Source organism: Paenibacillus sp. CAA11 (genome assembly GCF_003060825.1).
GTDB lineage: Bacteria > Bacillota > Bacilli > Paenibacillales > Paenibacillaceae > Fontibacillus.
Map to the genome: position 1 here is coordinate 3,047,157 of NZ_CP028922.1, position 13,937 is coordinate 3,061,093.

The 13,937-nt window shown below is 52.3% G+C and carries 15 protein-coding genes; all 15 read right to left on the reverse strand.

The window, feature by feature from the left end; translation table 11 throughout:
• Positions 1-9: 9 nt before the first annotated feature.
• Positions 10-558, reverse strand: a complete 549-nt coding sequence (locus DCC85_RS14250) for a distal tail protein Dit (RefSeq protein WP_108466198.1) — start codon at positions 556-558, stop codon at positions 10-12.
• On the reverse strand, positions 555-5,201 hold the full coding sequence (locus tag DCC85_RS14255; protein ID WP_108466199.1) for a phage tail tape measure protein: 4,647 nt from the start codon (positions 5,199-5,201) through the stop codon (positions 555-557). Before DCC85_RS14255 ends, DCC85_RS14250 begins: the two co-directional genes overlap by 4 nt.
• Before the next feature lie 37 nt (positions 5,202-5,238).
• Positions 5,239-5,511 (reverse strand): hypothetical protein, encoded by a 273-nt coding sequence (locus DCC85_RS14260; RefSeq protein ID WP_108466200.1) that lies wholly within the window; start codon positions 5,509-5,511, stop codon positions 5,239-5,241.
• Between the two features lie 29 nt (positions 5,512-5,540).
• Positions 5,541-5,927: a hypothetical protein gene (locus DCC85_RS14265; protein WP_108466201.1), complete on the reverse strand. Its 387-nt coding sequence runs from the start codon at positions 5,925-5,927 to the stop codon at positions 5,541-5,543.
• Between the two features lie 61 nt (positions 5,928-5,988).
• Positions 5,989-6,513 carry a hypothetical protein gene (locus DCC85_RS14270; RefSeq protein ID WP_108466202.1) on the reverse strand — a complete coding sequence of 175 codons (525 nt, stop codon included), beginning with the start codon at positions 6,511-6,513 and terminating at the stop codon, positions 5,989-5,991.
• Between the two features lie 68 nt (positions 6,514-6,581).
• On the reverse strand, positions 6,582-6,953 hold the full coding sequence (locus tag DCC85_RS14275; RefSeq protein ID WP_108466203.1) for a minor capsid protein: 372 nt from the start codon (positions 6,951-6,953) through the stop codon (positions 6,582-6,584).
• Position 6,954: 1 nt separating this feature from the next.
• The gene (locus DCC85_RS14280; RefSeq protein ID WP_108466204.1) at positions 6,955-7,365 is read right to left on the reverse strand and encodes a hypothetical protein; all 411 of its coding nucleotides are present in this window, start codon (positions 7,363-7,365) and stop codon (positions 6,955-6,957) included.
• Positions 7,365-7,670, reverse strand: coding sequence for a hypothetical protein (locus DCC85_RS14285; RefSeq protein WP_159081883.1), 306 nt, complete (start codon positions 7,668-7,670; stop codon positions 7,365-7,367). Before DCC85_RS14285 ends, DCC85_RS14280 begins: the two co-directional genes overlap by 1 nt.
• 16 nt (positions 7,671-7,686) lie before the next feature.
• Positions 7,687-8,085, reverse strand: a complete 399-nt coding sequence (locus DCC85_RS14290; RefSeq protein WP_108466206.1) for a hypothetical protein — start codon at positions 8,083-8,085, stop codon at positions 7,687-7,689.
• Positions 8,086-8,100: 15 nt separating this feature from the next.
• Positions 8,101-8,310 (reverse strand): hypothetical protein, encoded by a 210-nt coding sequence (locus DCC85_RS14295; protein WP_108466207.1) that lies wholly within the window; start codon positions 8,308-8,310, stop codon positions 8,101-8,103.
• A 19-nt stretch (positions 8,311-8,329) separates the two neighbouring features.
• On the reverse strand, positions 8,330-9,421 hold the full coding sequence (locus DCC85_RS14300; RefSeq protein ID WP_108466208.1) for an SU10 major capsid protein: 1,092 nt from the start codon (positions 9,419-9,421) through the stop codon (positions 8,330-8,332).
• A 66-nt stretch (positions 9,422-9,487) separates the two neighbouring features.
• Complete coding sequence (locus DCC85_RS14305; protein WP_108466209.1) at positions 9,488-10,189, reverse strand: phage scaffolding protein; 702 nt, start codon at positions 10,187-10,189, stop codon at positions 9,488-9,490.
• An 81-nt stretch (positions 10,190-10,270) separates the two neighbouring features.
• Positions 10,271-10,573: a hypothetical protein gene (locus DCC85_RS23430; protein ID WP_234414177.1), complete on the reverse strand. Its 303-nt coding sequence runs from the start codon at positions 10,571-10,573 to the stop codon at positions 10,271-10,273.
• A gap of 1,003 nt (positions 10,574-11,576) precedes the next feature.
• Positions 11,577-12,374 carry a phage minor capsid protein gene (locus tag DCC85_RS14315; protein WP_108466211.1) on the reverse strand — a complete coding sequence of 266 codons (798 nt, stop codon included), beginning with the start codon at positions 12,372-12,374 and terminating at the stop codon, positions 11,577-11,579.
• A complete protein-coding gene (locus DCC85_RS14320; protein ID WP_234414179.1) occupies positions 12,374-13,936 on the reverse strand; it encodes a phage portal protein in 1,563 nt (520 codons plus the stop codon). The genes DCC85_RS14315 and DCC85_RS14320 overlap by 1 nt, the downstream gene beginning before the upstream one ends.
• Position 13,937: the final 1 nt, after the last annotated feature.

Consider the following 13,937-nt stretch of genomic DNA (forward strand, 5'->3'; position numbering starts at 1 on the left):
TAAGCGCGTTTAATCGTTGCTGTACTCGTTTGTGATCGTAAATCCGTGAATTGTATTCGCGCCGGTATTTGTGAGCACGATAACCGGTTGAGCCGGCACATCTGCGTCTGACGAGATGACTACGGATTCCGGCGAGCGGGTTATCGTAACTTCGCGCACCTGCTCGGGACCGCTCGGCCACGGGTCATTCATGCGCAGGCTAACGTCCAATAGCCGACTGCCGATCTGCCCGTCCAACGCGAGAGTCCCCGTGTACACCGCCCGATAATACTTGCCAGGCATATCGCTAAACTCAAGCGTTAGCTCGCCGCGCTTCGCGTTAAAGATGCGAGCCAGCTTCGCAAGTGTGCGGTGAAACTCCTCGGGGGCTACCGTGATCTCTAGCGTTAAGTCGAGCTGTCGCGTAGAGTATGTGCTCCCAAAATCGACCACGCCGTCAGTGCCCGCGATCTTAACCGTGTTCTCTTCCTCCGCCGGCAAGACGGGAATGTGACGCTCGAATAGCGAGGCGCCCAGCGTTGATAACCACGTCCCATTTACACAAACGTCATAGATCATCGCGTCTTCACTCCTTGCGCCTGAATTCTCGCAGCTACACGGGCCCGCTCATCGACAATGGCGCGCCCTGTATCAGGGTCCGCGGCCTCAACGCTACCGATAGACATATCGATATGGTTCGTGATCTGCTGCGTTGGCTGTGCGCTCGGCGCTAGTCCGGAGTGAGCCGCCGTTGCTCCGCCATTTAGCAGGCCCCAAAGCGCCGCCTGCTGCTGCGGATTTAGGACGATCTCTCCCGCGTGTGCCTGGACCATAACTGCCGAACCGCTCGCTCCTTGCACGATTCCGCCGGTTGCAAAGGACTGCAGCTTCCCGGTATCCTTCGTAATTCCGTACTGTTTGCGAATCTCAGCGTTCCGTACCTCAAGCCGCGCCATCTCCGCTTTATTGCCGCTCGCCTTAGCCGCGTCCCATGCGTCCTTATTCGAGTTATATTCCGCAAGGTCAGCGTCTCGCCCCGAAAGAGATGCGTTAGCAACTACGGCCATCTTAGCGTTATACTGCGCTAAGAAATTATCGAGATCCGCGAGAATCTGAGCGTTAGCTGTTGCGCTAGAGCTTACGCGAAAGGCCGCAATACCGTCCTCAATCGATTTGATGTTACCGGAGTAACTATCGAATGCTTCGGCCAGTGCGGTGTATTGCGCCTCAGCCGCAGCCTTTTCGTTTTCAAATGCCGTCTCTTGCTCGGACTTCTCGTCCTGGATCGCTTTCTTCTGCGATTCCAATTCGCGTTTGCGGAGATCACGGTCATGCTCAAGCCTCATCCGCTCGATCTCTTTTATCGTATCCTCGCGCTCTTGGATGCCCTCCGGCCCGACTGCGCTTGCCAGTAAGTCAACACGTGCCTGCTTTTCCCGGAGCTGCGTTTCGTAGTCAGCGTCCGTATTAAGCTCGGCCTCTTTCGCGAGGAGATCGTCAATCGCCTTGATGCGCGCATCATAGTCGGCCAGCGCCGCCTTCTTCCGTTCCTCAATCGCAGCAAGTTCCGCTTTCTTCGCATCCTCGATCGAGGACTTCTGCGTCTTAACGAGGTCCTCCGCAAGTTTCTCCGATTTCTGCGTCAGGTCCTTGCGCGCCCGGTAGACCTCCTCGTCGGCCTTCTTATATAGTTCAGAGTAACTTTTGTATAGCTCGGAGTCCTTTTTGTAAAGCTCAGATTCCTTCTTGTAACGATCGCGAACCCGAGTCCAGGCCGCAAGCTTCGCAGCCGCGATGTCCTGTTCGGATTTGCCGGCGTCTTCCATGCGGCGCTCTTCCTTCTCGATCCACTCGGCCGAGGCTTCGTACTGACGCTTTGACTCGGCTACTAGCGCAGAGGTGAGTTCCTTACGCGCCTGATACAGCTTGTCGTCCGCATCTTTAAACTGATCGGAGGTTTTCGCGTATTTACTGCGCAGGCGAGTGTAAGCGTCAACTTTCGCCTTCGCCATCTCAACGTCCGTCTTATTCGCCTCTTCCATGCGTCGTTGGTCCTTATCGATCCACGTTGTTGACAGTTCGTAGCGTGACTTAACGCTATCCTCCGTCAGCCGCTTAAGTTGTAGGTTGAGTGTGCGCTGATCCTCGATAGACTCCGCAAGGTACTTTTTGTGACGGCCGCGTACCTTTTCGTACGCCTCGATTTGCTTATCGGCAGACCAATCGTACATGTCCGCCTGGTAACGTACCGTCGCAATGTCCGCGTCATACGCTTTCTTGCGGGCTTCTTCCGCCAATTCAGCCGCCGACTTTCCGGACTTTTTCGTCTTCTTCGCCTTGGCCCCGCCAGTCTTCGCTTTGCGCGTTTTAGACGGAGGCGTCAGGTCAATACTCGGAAGCTTAGCGCCTCCTCCCTTGTAGCCAGCGTCTAAACTCGCTAGGGCGCGTTTGACCGCTTGCTCCGCCTGATTGTTAGCCGCGAGTTTTTGCTCTAAATCAAATAGCTCGCCTTGGTCCGTTTTGAGCGTTGACTTGTGGTTTTTTCCGGCAGGCGCGATAATCGATGCCCCGGCTTTAGCGCCAGCCAGCGTAGACATCACATTTATCAACTGCTGATAGTTCTGGATTTGCGCCATGATCTCGGAGCGCTGGGCCTCCGTCGTCTTCTGTAGGTTCGTTAGATAGCCGCGCATACTCTTCGCAGATTGTTCGTAAAAATTACGGTCGGCCTGTATTTGCTTCTGAACCATGTCGACTTCGCCCGCCCGCATTGTCGTCGCTGTGCCGAGTTTGTCGTTAAGATCCGGATATTGCTTGCGGAGTTGATCGGTGATGCTAACGAGTTCCTGCTGCTGCGCGGCGCTAGTGTTCTGCGCACCCGAGAGTTCCCGGTACCGTTTAACGAGTCCCTCCATCGTGGAGATTTTATCGTTTTTAGCGGCCAGGTCATCGATTTCGGCGCGCTTCATTTCGAGGAGTGCCGGAACGGATTGTTCAGCCGCCTTCCCCATTTCGGCGAGCTTCTTCTGCGCTTCGGGCGCAGAGTCATAGCCGAGTTCTCGCAGCTTTTCGTCGAGCCCCTCTATTCCCTCTTTTAGCACGTCTATCTCTGAAACAACCCCGTAATTATCACCTTTGCTACCCTGGGCTTCCAGCTCGTTCAATCTTTCTTGGAATTTAGTCCGCTGATCTAACACCTTCGCAAGCTCGTCGTGCTTAGCCTTCAATTCTTTAAGCTCCTGGACGCTACGACTAAGCGGCGACTTATTGAGCGTATCGTTTAGGGCTTTCTGTGCATCGTCGTGTTTTTTAACCGCTTCAGCAGCTTCCCTATTCTTAGCAACAATCGCTGATATTCCGGCAGCTAACGCACCCACCGCAAGTGATATCGCGCCAATAACCGGAATACTCGCACTGAACGTCGCCATTTGGACCCCGGCTGCTGCAAGCGTGGTTTGTAGCGTAGCGAAGGCCGCCCGAAGCGCCACAACTGCAGTAATAGCTCCGGCGACAAGCGGCGTAATTGTTGCGAAGATTACGATCGCATTCCGCATCTCAGGGTTCATTTGCGAGAAGCCGGATAGCAGCTTCGTTATACCCTCCGCCGCTCCCCTTATCGCAGGGGCAAACGTGTCTCCGACGGTAATGCCTACACCCTCTAGCGCCGATTTCATTTCCGTTATCGAGCCTTTCAGCGTATCCATCTGTACGCCGGCAACCCGCTCAGCCGTGCCGCCTGCGTTTTTGAGCGACTCCGTATATTGGTCGAGTGTGCCTTGCCCGTTTTGAATGAGCGTGATAAATCCGGATGCTGCCTCACGTCCTACGAGCGTAGCTGCAACGTCCGCCTGCTGCGCCTGTGTTAAGCGCCCCCATACAGATGTTAGTTGTCCGATCAAGTTCGAGAGTGGCACGATATTGCCTGAGCTGTCTTTAATATTGACGCCGAGTCTCTCCATATAAAACGCGGCTTCTTTAGACGGGGAAGCGAGCGCGAGAAGAATTGCGCGAAGTTGCGTGCCAGCCATTTCGCCTTTAATACCTGCGTTACTGAGTTCGCCGACGGCTGCCGTTGCTTCCTCAATCGATATACCCATCGATGCCGCTACCGGAGCCACATATTTCATCGCATAACCTAAGTCCGTAACGTCCGCGTTTGTGTCGATTGAGGATTTAGCGAGGACGTCTACAACTCGGCTCGTCTCTTCCGCTTGCAGCCCGAATCCACGCAAAATACTCGATGAGATATCCGCTGTTGTTGCGAGGTCGACCTGCCCTGCGGCCGCAAGCGATAAGACGCCAGGCATGGCCGCGATAATTTCGTTCGTCTTAAAGCCGGCCTGAGCGAGCAAAGCCTGCGCGTCAGCACTTTGAGCCGCAGTATATGCGGTCGTGGCACCTAACTGTAGCGCTTGGTTTTTTAACCGCTCAAACTCGTCACCCGTTGCCTCTGAGATCGCTTTGACGTTAGCCATCGATTGCTCAAAGTCAGCGGAGGTTTTAACAGCTTTGGTAATAGCCACGCCCATCGCTACTGCCAGTCCCGTGTACGCAACTCCTAGCGCCTTAACCTCGTTAGATACCCGTCTTGATGACGTTGCATTACGCTCTAATTCCTTCGTTACTTTATCGATATCTGCGCTGCTCGCGCCAAGACGCTTCATCTCCGCCGTTACCTCAGCGAGTTCCCGCTTCAACACTTCCGGGTTCGCCTGCTTCAACGACTTCTCAATTGCCGCTATTTGAGATGAGCTTGCGCCTAGCTGCCGTAGACTGTCTCCGATTTGCTTAAAATTAGCGGAGGTGATTTGCGCAGACTTTCCGGACTTAGCAAGCGAATCCTCAAGCGCCCATATTTGCTTTGCCGTTTTGTCTGAGGTCGCGGTAAGCCGGAGTAACGCCCCTTCCGTATTCGCAATTTGAGCCTCTAGCTTACTGCGTTTCTGCGCGTCAAACGTTGTATCGTAAGATGCTTTAAGCTCCGCTAATTTCTTCCGCTGGACCTCAATACGCGAGTTAACGTTGTCCAATACCGACGTTAGCTGCGTAATTTTACTACGAGTCTCCGCCATTTGAGCTAATCCGGCACTTGCCTGTCTGCCGGCAACTCCTAGCTCGGCCGTTTTCGCCTTGGCCCGCTCAACCCCCGCCTCATACCCGCTTATGTCCGCGGTAATCTTGGCGCGTATACCCCCTACGTCTACTGCTTCGATCTTCGTCACCTTCCTTCGGGCAAAATAAAAAGCGCCCTGGTAGGCGCTAGATTCCGAGCTTCATTTTCGTTTTCAGCCGTTCAAAACCGGACTTGTCGAACGTAGGCTTGTCCGCTTTATCCGCAAAGCCCGCTTGTTGCTGTAGACTCGCGACAAACTTCCGGAAATCTTCTGGCTGCGTCGAATGCGACATGACCGCGACATTTAGGTCATCAAGCGATCCTTGAGCGCGAACTCTACGATTAGCCTCAAGCACTTCGAAAAGGTCCATTACGAAATAGCCAGTTTCAAATTCGAGCTGCGTCTTGCCGAGCCGCACCGCACATTCGATAAAAAATTCATCAAGCGTTACTCGGCGCCCTGATCCGCTGTCGTCTCCGGATTCGCCAGTTTCAGAGCGCTCTGCACGTTTTTTAAAACATCGCCAAAGTTATTCGCTCGGGCCGTTGCCGTGAAAAACGCAACCAATTCGTCGATCGAAGCGTTCTGCTCGATCCACTCCGCATCTAGTCCGGTCAGCACGGATACAACGTTAACCACATCATCGAGTGAGTTTTCGATCGCCACAATAAACGTAGGTAGCCGATCAGCTTGCGGTGCTACCAAAATCGAGATAAGCAATTGAGGCAGCGTATTGATAACGTTAAATAGCTCACGCCACTGTGCGATTGTGATCTTGCCGACTTTTACTGGCTTGCCGCCGATTTTTAATGTATCTGAACGCAATAAGCGCATTATTTTCGCTCCTATCGTAAAAAAGATAAGGCGAGCCGAAGCCCGCCCCTTTTGCCGTATATTACGGAGTAATTGTGACGTCTCCCAGGACCGCAAGTACGTTATCTTTGTCCGGAGTCGCGCGCAGTGTTACATTGGTGATTCGCTCGTTTTCGTTGTTATATGAATAGCTCAGGTCAGATTCGGAGTATGCCAGGGGCATAGTGACCCAAAAATCAGGATCGTTAAGATGGGCGATCGGCTTAATGACGGCCTTTTTCGCAGTATCGATCAAGTTGATACCTACGCCAGTCTTGAGGTTAATCTTCGTTCCGTTCGCGCCCGTTACCGCCTCAGCGCCCGCCATGATCTTCGGAATAATGGACAGCTCGTACTCGCCGAACGGCACCTCCACGGACACGTTACGTCCAGTTACCCGTTTGCCTACGACGGTCTCGCCCGTTTGGTCGGTCTTTTGCTCCCGGTAAGTCGTTTCGGTGGTGAGCGTTACACCACCGATGGTCGTCTCAAACTTAACCATATCCGCCCCTTCGCCGTACTCTACGACCGCTGGGCCAATCTCGATCTTTTCAAAATTTTGAGACATAATATCCCCCTTGTTTTTGCGCAACACAAAAAGGCCGCCCGTGATCGGACAGCCCGTTTATTTGCGGATTAAATTGTTGTTAACGTAAAGTTGAGCGAATACTGCGTTCGCCCATTCGCATCCTTGCCAAGATATATCGGAGCGCTCTGGTCAGCTACGCATTTTACAACGCGCGTACCTCCGAGACTAAACGCCGCTTTCCCATGCAAGTCATCGTATATCGCGTTAGCCTGCGTTTCGGCTGCGGCCGCACTCTTCGCACGTAGGACGATTTGAAACGACGGCCTTCGCTTGCTCGTCCACTGTGACGGGTTATAGCCGCCCGTGATCCGAGTGTAGGCACAATCGTCCGGGCTCGCCGCCAAAAATTCGTTGCCTACGTAGTTTCCCGGAACTGCTGACCGCAGGTACGCGTTAATGTTCGCTACTGTCAGCGCCATATTACAGCCCCTTTCGCACAGCGTCCGCAATCATTTCGTTATAGCGCTGAGAGTTCGCCTTCAACGGCCGCTCTAAAAATTTTGGCCGAGTACCAGGCGTTGTCGGGCGCTTATAGTTTTCGCCGAGCTCGTGCTGATAAATTGCGTAGTTAAAACGCTCGCCACTTTCGGACTGGTCAACGACCGAGTAATAGACTTCGCCGACTACTTCGTCTCCCTCCACCGTTACCTCCGTGCCTGCCGTTGCCCGAAGCGTGCCTTCTTGTAGTGGAGCCTCCTCGCGAGATAACGCCAGTAGATCGTCCGTCGCATCGTGTACGCCAGTTACGGCGCTCTGCAAAACGGACTCTACTGACCGATTAAGGCGAGTAATAAACGAATTAAACTCGAACGTAACACTATCACGCGCCATTACACATCTACCTCCGTTAGTAGCGGTTTGCCTACGATATCCCTAATTACGCCTATGCTTAATGGTTTGTAGGTCGTCACCGTGCCTAATTCGTTGGTAAACGTGAGTTTATCGTCAAAACCAACGCTGACAAGTTTGTTAAACAAGAAGGACCCGTTACTCACGACCTCTTCCCCGCGTTGGTTACGGACCAACTTAACCCCCTCATCGAATCGGCACTTTAATACGATATCTGGACCGTAAATAGGATCGCCGTAGTCAGGATCGGAACCGACATACGGAGAGAGTACGACTTGTTGCCGCATTGCAACGATTGCCACGTCACATCACCGTCCATTTAGGGGCACGCTTCGAAAGAGTTACGCCGTTTTCAGCGCCTATAATATCGAGAGCAGCTTGCGGTATAAACTTGCGAGTGTCTCCGCCCGGACCAGTGACGAGCGCGTCCTTGTAACTAACGGAGATTTTGCCGCCGATAGACTGGGAGACAACGCCTTTTTGCATCGCCCCAGCCACATCCCCGTAAACCGTTGCTAATACGTTAGCAAATTCGTACACTGCCGCATCTGGTATCGTATACTTCGAGTAGTATCGCGCAAGATCCCGAGCAGCGACGGTAACTATACGTTGTTTTTTCGCCTCGTCTGCGCCTATCCACTCGTCAATATCGATACAATTAGCGGCAATATAAGCATTCGCGTCATCGACCGTTACTGCCACACGCTACACCTCCGTTTATTTTGCGGAGGATTTCGCTGTGGCCGGCTTGCGTGCCGCTGGCTTTTCGGCTGGCTCCTCCGCGTGTTCTTTCGTTACATCCTTCATTTGTTCAAGCACCGCGACCACCTTCGCGTCTTCGGTCGAATAGGTCCCGCTTGAAAACGAGTGCCTAACGCCGTCAACGTAGAAGGCAAGTTCGCGGTACTTCGAGTGAAATACCGCCATTTACTCGTCCTCCTTTCGATTACTTCGCGCCTTTAATGCGGGCGTGTGCAGCTTCTTGCAACAGTTCCAGCGTAAACTCACCGACGATTTGACCTTGATAGTAATCGCCCTTCTTGCCGAGGTACTCATGCCCAAAGTCGCGGCCCGTCAGCGGTTTAAGAGAGATACGGTTTTTATCAAGAATCAAAACTTCATCATTATCCAAGTTATCGTTAATAGAAACGTTGAACTCACCGAAGTCCGTAATCAAGCGATTTACTACCGTTCCGCGAGCTTCATCACCGTTATTAATTCTGATGAGGTTGTCGCTGAATTTGCCGATAGCACGCTTTTGCTTCGCTGGTACTACGATTTCATAGTTACCACCGCTTTTAAATCCACCGGCTGTGTAAATGCTCTGTAAGGAATCGTTAAGTACGTCCATTGTAAGAGCCTCGTTGTTCAGGTTCGTAATGTTCGTTTCCAAAAAGCTACGGATACCGTCCATTTGGCGTACAGTTCCATTTTCATAACGTATCCCACCAATGAAAGCTTTCTCCGCTTGGAGGGTGAGTTCAAGCAATTTCTTGGCTTTCTCATATTCATACAAATCGTCGATTCCGTAGCTAGCTACTACCGCCGCAGTACCAGAGATTTCAACAGTGTCATCGAAAATTTGCGTAATATTAGACTTTCTAACACGTTTCTTGTAGCGACTTCCTCTCGCGTCGGCACCCTCAGAACCAGCGGTAAATTGTACAGTTAAAGTCTCGCCTACCTTAATATCTGCTGCATTTGTTCCAGCGTACCCACGCATAACAGCAAGCTTATTAGAAACTGTATCGACTCCAGTAACAAGGAGTAGCTCATCCCCAATTTTAACAACCTGGTCTGCTCTAAATGGTTCGACTTCTGCTACCGAAAGAGTTGTTTCGGTAGCATCGGCTACGGCGATGACCTTAGATTCGTTTCCAAACATAGAGTCTTCAAACCAGATATGCTCAACCTGAGTGACTGGTGAGCCAAAGCCTAACATGGAAATCAATGGAGCTTGGTATGAATTTAATAGCAGAAGTTGGTCTGTGACAGACTCACGTTTACCAATCAGTTCACCAGAAAGAATTTTAGACATCTAAATACCTCCGTAATGTTATTTATAGGCAAAACAAAAAGACGCCCGATTTCGGTGCGCCTTCGCTTATAATCCAAGTTCTCGCTTTAATTTCGCGTATGCTGCTTGATCCTCGATTCGCCCGCTCTTACGCGCCTTGTTGGCAGCTTCCGCGAGCAACTGTTCCTTTGTTTTGTCCGCCGAAGTTGCAGTACCACCGCTAGGCCCGCCGATCGGCTTCGGCTTGTCCGGCGCAGTTTCCACGAGGTACGGATTCGCCTCGACGAGCGCCTTAATCGCGTCCTCTACGCCTTGGGGGTTGCCGTCATCACCGACGGTCGCACCGCTCAAGTCCGCCAATTTTAACGCAGCCGCAACGCGGTCAGCCGGAATCTTATGTTCGCGGGCCAACGCTCTAAACTCTGCGTTAATCAATCGTTGATTTGCCGCTGTAAGCGCGCCGTTCTTAGCCTCTTCGGCCTCTTGCGCTTTCTTACGCGCCTCCTCAAGCTCGGCCTGCAGACGCTCGGTTTCGGTAAGTTCCGCCTTCTTGCGGGCTTCCTCCGCCTTCTCTAAATCGGTGAGCTTCGCCTTGATATCGTCGTAATCCGCAAACTTTTCGACCTTCTTGCGCTCCCTTGCGATTCGATCCGCGATAATCTGGTCGAGTTCCGCCTGGGTAAACGTCTTTTCCGGTTCTGGCGTCGGTGCCGGATCTGGTTCCGGATCGCCCTCCGCGAACAATTGCAAATCTAACGGATATCTATAGCGAGTATTTTCGATTTTCATTTCGTTTCCTCCCGTTTAAGGCCCGTCGGCCGTAGCGTTTAAACCGTAGAGTTTAACGTCATACCACGTCTGGACAGCTAATCAAGCCGCGAACAGTTCCGGAGATACTTGCGCACATTCCGGTATCTCGCGGCGAATGCGTTCTATGAGTTCCGCTGCCTCCGCACTCTTGCGTGGACGGTCGTAATAAGTGCGTACAAACTCAACGAACTTATTAAACTTCCGGTCCATGCGGATGCTTGCGTCAGTATTTCGGTACATTAAAAACAGCCAGCGCAATGCGTCTGACTGTGATACTGCATGAAGTGATATGAAATTGTCTCCGCGGAGGTCAGCCCTTACGCGTATACCCTCGGACAATAGCGTGTCGCGCATTTGTAACATAAACGACTCGGCAGCACCACAGAAAGAAGCGCGAACGGTTTGACTACGTGTGCTTATTGAAACGCACCCGTCACCTTCGAATGCCCCACGAATAAAGTCCCACAGAAACTCTTTCGGCAATTCGGGAAACTTAGCGTCGAACGTCTTATTCCTCTCAGGTATCCCTATACGGCGCAATGAAGCCACCATTTCTCGGTTACAGGTTCGGACTTCACATTTTCCGGGGTACTCGTACAGTGGTCCGTCAAACTCGAAGTGCTGCTTAATCTTTCTAACTACGTCTATATCCGCGGTCTGCAACCTTATGCCTACGTATTTATCACAAACGTGTCCATCTGTAATGATCCATCCGTACATCCACGCTGATGGCCTACTCCACTTGTCAAAAACAGCCCCATTTGATTTATATGTGTCTACTCTACCGACCTCACGCTTCCAGCCAAGACGTCGTACCAATCTACTAAATGTCGAAGAATCATAGGGGAACCCAATCTCCGCGATAATTTCTCCATACTTCATTTTCCTTGCATAGAAAAGGTCTCGGAATTGCTCTTTTGTGATAAAGTAACCTAAGTTGATCGAATGATTTGGGATTATTTGCCCTTTTGGACCTCGCCCGAGGTTCCACTCTGATAAGGATTTGTCTCCATACTGCATCCAACATCAAACTCCTTAAGTTCGATTCCTTGGTGGAAAGCCGCGCAGGACGCCAAGGTCGCGTCTTTTTGGTGATCAGCCTATCGCGGCAAAATAAAAACGCCTCAAAGGGCGTTATCTGGATTTCTTACTGGAGTTATTACGTGGCGACATCTCGGCTCACGTTGTTGTCTCCGATTTCTCAGAGTGTCGGACTATCCCATGATCTTCGAAAAGACCCCGCTATTATAGTCTCTGCACGTCCCTGCCTACTTTGTGATTGCGGTATACGCGAGCAGGTTTCGATCAGGATTGCCGTAGCAAATGCCGTAGGGTTCCCTGAGTTTAAGCGGTTATTCGATGCGAGTCACCCCGCAAAGCCACCCGTTTGTCGATGGAATATTTCGCGTTGGTTTAAATCTCCGATGTAAGGGTAATCTCCTGGGGCATCTGGTACTAACTTAACGATGCGGCCTTCCCAGTTACGGCACGCATCCTTTGCGCCATGCCTTGATATTTGCCCGTAAAGCACATCCCGAGACAGTGCTTCGTTTATTGTTGCATCCCGATGAGCTGACATTAATTTGGTTCTGGTGACCATTTCTACATAATTTTGAGGCAACCAGCGCCGACCCGCGCTATCAATAATTCCGGTATTGACTGCGTTGCCTAGCGTTCGGCGCATCTGATCGAGGATGTCGCGGCTTATCGTCCGTCGGCCGTTAACACCCTTCGCGAGATTGGCACGAAATGAATCGGCCGTAGCCTGGCGAACGGCTGCGCGGACCTTACGTTCGACGTTCTGCGTTACCGCCAAGAGATCCGCCTGCGTATCCGCTATGGCCGACGCGACTAACTCCTTGTTGATGCGGTTAAACTTGACGATTTTCTCCGCTTCCTCAACCGTTTCAGCCACGCCGAGTCCAATAATTGCCTGCGTTACTCCGTCGCGGGCAGCCTTCGGGATGTTCGCTTCAACCCATGCGGCCGATTCCTCATTAAGCCCGGCGAGTATTTCCGCGACAGACTTAAGCGTGGCCTGTGCTTGTGCTCGACTCATTGCGGACAAGTCTAAGCGTTGCAGCTCCGCCAAGATTGCGGCCACCGCGTCTTTATATGCGGATACTAATCGGTCGATCTCGTGGTCATATGTTGGATCGACCATCACTCGTCAACCTCAGCGTTAAATATCGAGCCGTCTACGGTGCCACTAACGCGTTGCTCATCGTCGTCGATTCGCTTAACTATTTCCTGCGCCTGAGCGTCGCTAACCCCGTCGAGTTCCTTGATCGCATCGGCTACGGATTGGGTCGGTTTGCCTCCGGTACGAATCTGCGCCACTTCTGCGGCTTCTTTAGGGTCCTGCGGAATGCCATCGCGCCAGTTGATTACGGGATAAATGGGTTCGTAAGGCTCGAAGCCTTCTACGTCTTTGTTCGCATAGTTTTCGAGCTGCATCGCCGTCCATATTGCGTCGCGAAACGCCCTATCTACGTGTGCTCGTATCCGGTTAACCTTCGCCAGGATCGGCATAAACCGCGCTTTGATTGCGCCGGAATCCGTGTGTGATGTGCCTGTGCCGCCTTTATCGTTGGCAAGCGTTGTCCCGAACAACCATTGCGGCGTCTCACTCATCTGGTAAACGAGTCCGAGAAGGATATCGAGCTCCTTAAAGGCCCCGTCAAGTTGCGAGTCCCACGTAAGATAGCCCGGCGTTGGGTCATCCTTACTTAACGGGATGTAGCGGCCACCCCCGCGAACCTTATCCCCACCGTCGTCAAGGTCCTCCGGCCCATACATCCACGGGTCACTGTGTTTCCAAAGGATATAATCGATCTGAGCCAGACGTTCGTTAATCGCACTAAGTACGCTCTCAAGCTTCTCGATCCCGCTAATGCCTTCCCAGCGGTCGTCTACCGATTTGTACGGGATATGGTGCGCAAGAATTCGAGCAGTTCCCGTTGCGACAACGTCTTCCTCGCGCCCGGTCGGCACTTTCTCGCCGATGGTGTAAACGGAAATGGGTACGTCCCATTTCGTATTCACCGTTGGGGATTCGAGTTTATAGCGCTCATAGAGGATGTATCCGGGCACATGCCGTTCGACTACGAGATACGGCGTCGCGTTTACGTATCGGCCGAGTATCCAACGCTGCAGGATTCCGGTCGGTTCTTCAACCCACTCGACCCACGCAATATTCACGGCTTTAAATTTCTTCCGCGATCCGACGGACAATTCCGGGAATACGATGTTAGCCGGAACAGCCTCGATGATAGGTTCCGGATTTGATTCAGGTGCCGTCAATCCGAGCGCCTCCGTCTCGCTAACGTCCGCTCGCGGTGCATAATACGTTTTGATCCACGAGTCGCCGCGATAGCCGCCACCGATAACAAGTTCGTGCATCATCTGCGTGATGTCGTTTTCCTCTACGATCGAGTCGAGACGTTCTTGCTCGCGCGTACCCGGACCCGTCCCCGCCTCAAATGTCGGAGGCTCGCCCGTCAGCAAGTCGGCCGGCTTCGTGAGCAAAATATCCATGAGGTTGACCGCGATAAATAACGTTTTGAGCTGTGCAGCGTGCGGCGTATCTTTAAGTAGCGATGTCGCCCGCTCGTATATTTCCGCATGGCGGCCGTCGAAAATAACGCGGCCCCGCTTGTACTTGGCTAATCGCGGCACATCTTCGGCCGGAGGATACTGAGCCCCGGTCTTAAATAACTTCGCCAAT

What these genes read in the sequence shown, in the direction of transcription:
- DCC85_RS14285 (WP_159081883.1), bottom strand. Translation starts at nt 7,670, where the DNA reads ATGCGGCAACAAGTCGTACTCTCTCCGTATGTCGGTTCCGATCCTGAC.
- DCC85_RS14295 (WP_108466207.1), bottom strand. Translation starts at nt 8,310, where the DNA reads ATGGCGGTATTTCACTCGAAGTACCGCGAACTTGCCTTCTACGTTGAC.
- DCC85_RS14250 (WP_108466198.1), bottom strand. Translation starts at nt 558, where the DNA reads ATGATCTATGACGTTTGTGTAAATGGGACGTGGTTATCAACGCTGGGC.
- DCC85_RS14270 (WP_108466202.1), bottom strand. Translation starts at nt 6,513, where the DNA reads ATGTCTCAAAATTTTGAAAAGATCGAGATTGGCCCAGCGGTCGTAGAG.
- DCC85_RS14315 (WP_108466211.1), bottom strand. Translation starts at nt 12,374, where the DNA reads ATGGTCGATCCAACATATGACCACGAGATCGACCGATTAGTATCCGCA.
- DCC85_RS14280 (WP_108466204.1), bottom strand. Translation starts at nt 7,365, where the DNA reads ATGGCGCGTGATAGTGTTACGTTCGAGTTTAATTCGTTTATTACTCGC.
- DCC85_RS23430 (WP_234414177.1), bottom strand. Translation starts at nt 10,573, where the DNA reads ATGTTACAAATGCGCGACACGCTATTGTCCGAGGGTATACGCGTAAGG.
- DCC85_RS14305 (WP_108466209.1), bottom strand. Translation starts at nt 10,189, where the DNA reads ATGAAAATCGAAAATACTCGCTATAGATATCCGTTAGATTTGCAATTG.
- DCC85_RS14300 (WP_108466208.1), bottom strand. Translation starts at nt 9,421, where the DNA reads ATGTCTAAAATTCTTTCTGGTGAACTGATTGGTAAACGTGAGTCTGTC.
- DCC85_RS14275 (WP_108466203.1), bottom strand. Translation starts at nt 6,953, where the DNA reads ATGGCGCTGACAGTAGCGAACATTAACGCGTACCTGCGGTCAGCAGTT.
- DCC85_RS14265 (WP_108466201.1), bottom strand. Translation starts at nt 5,927, where the DNA reads ATGCGCTTATTGCGTTCAGATACATTAAAAATCGGCGGCAAGCCAGTA.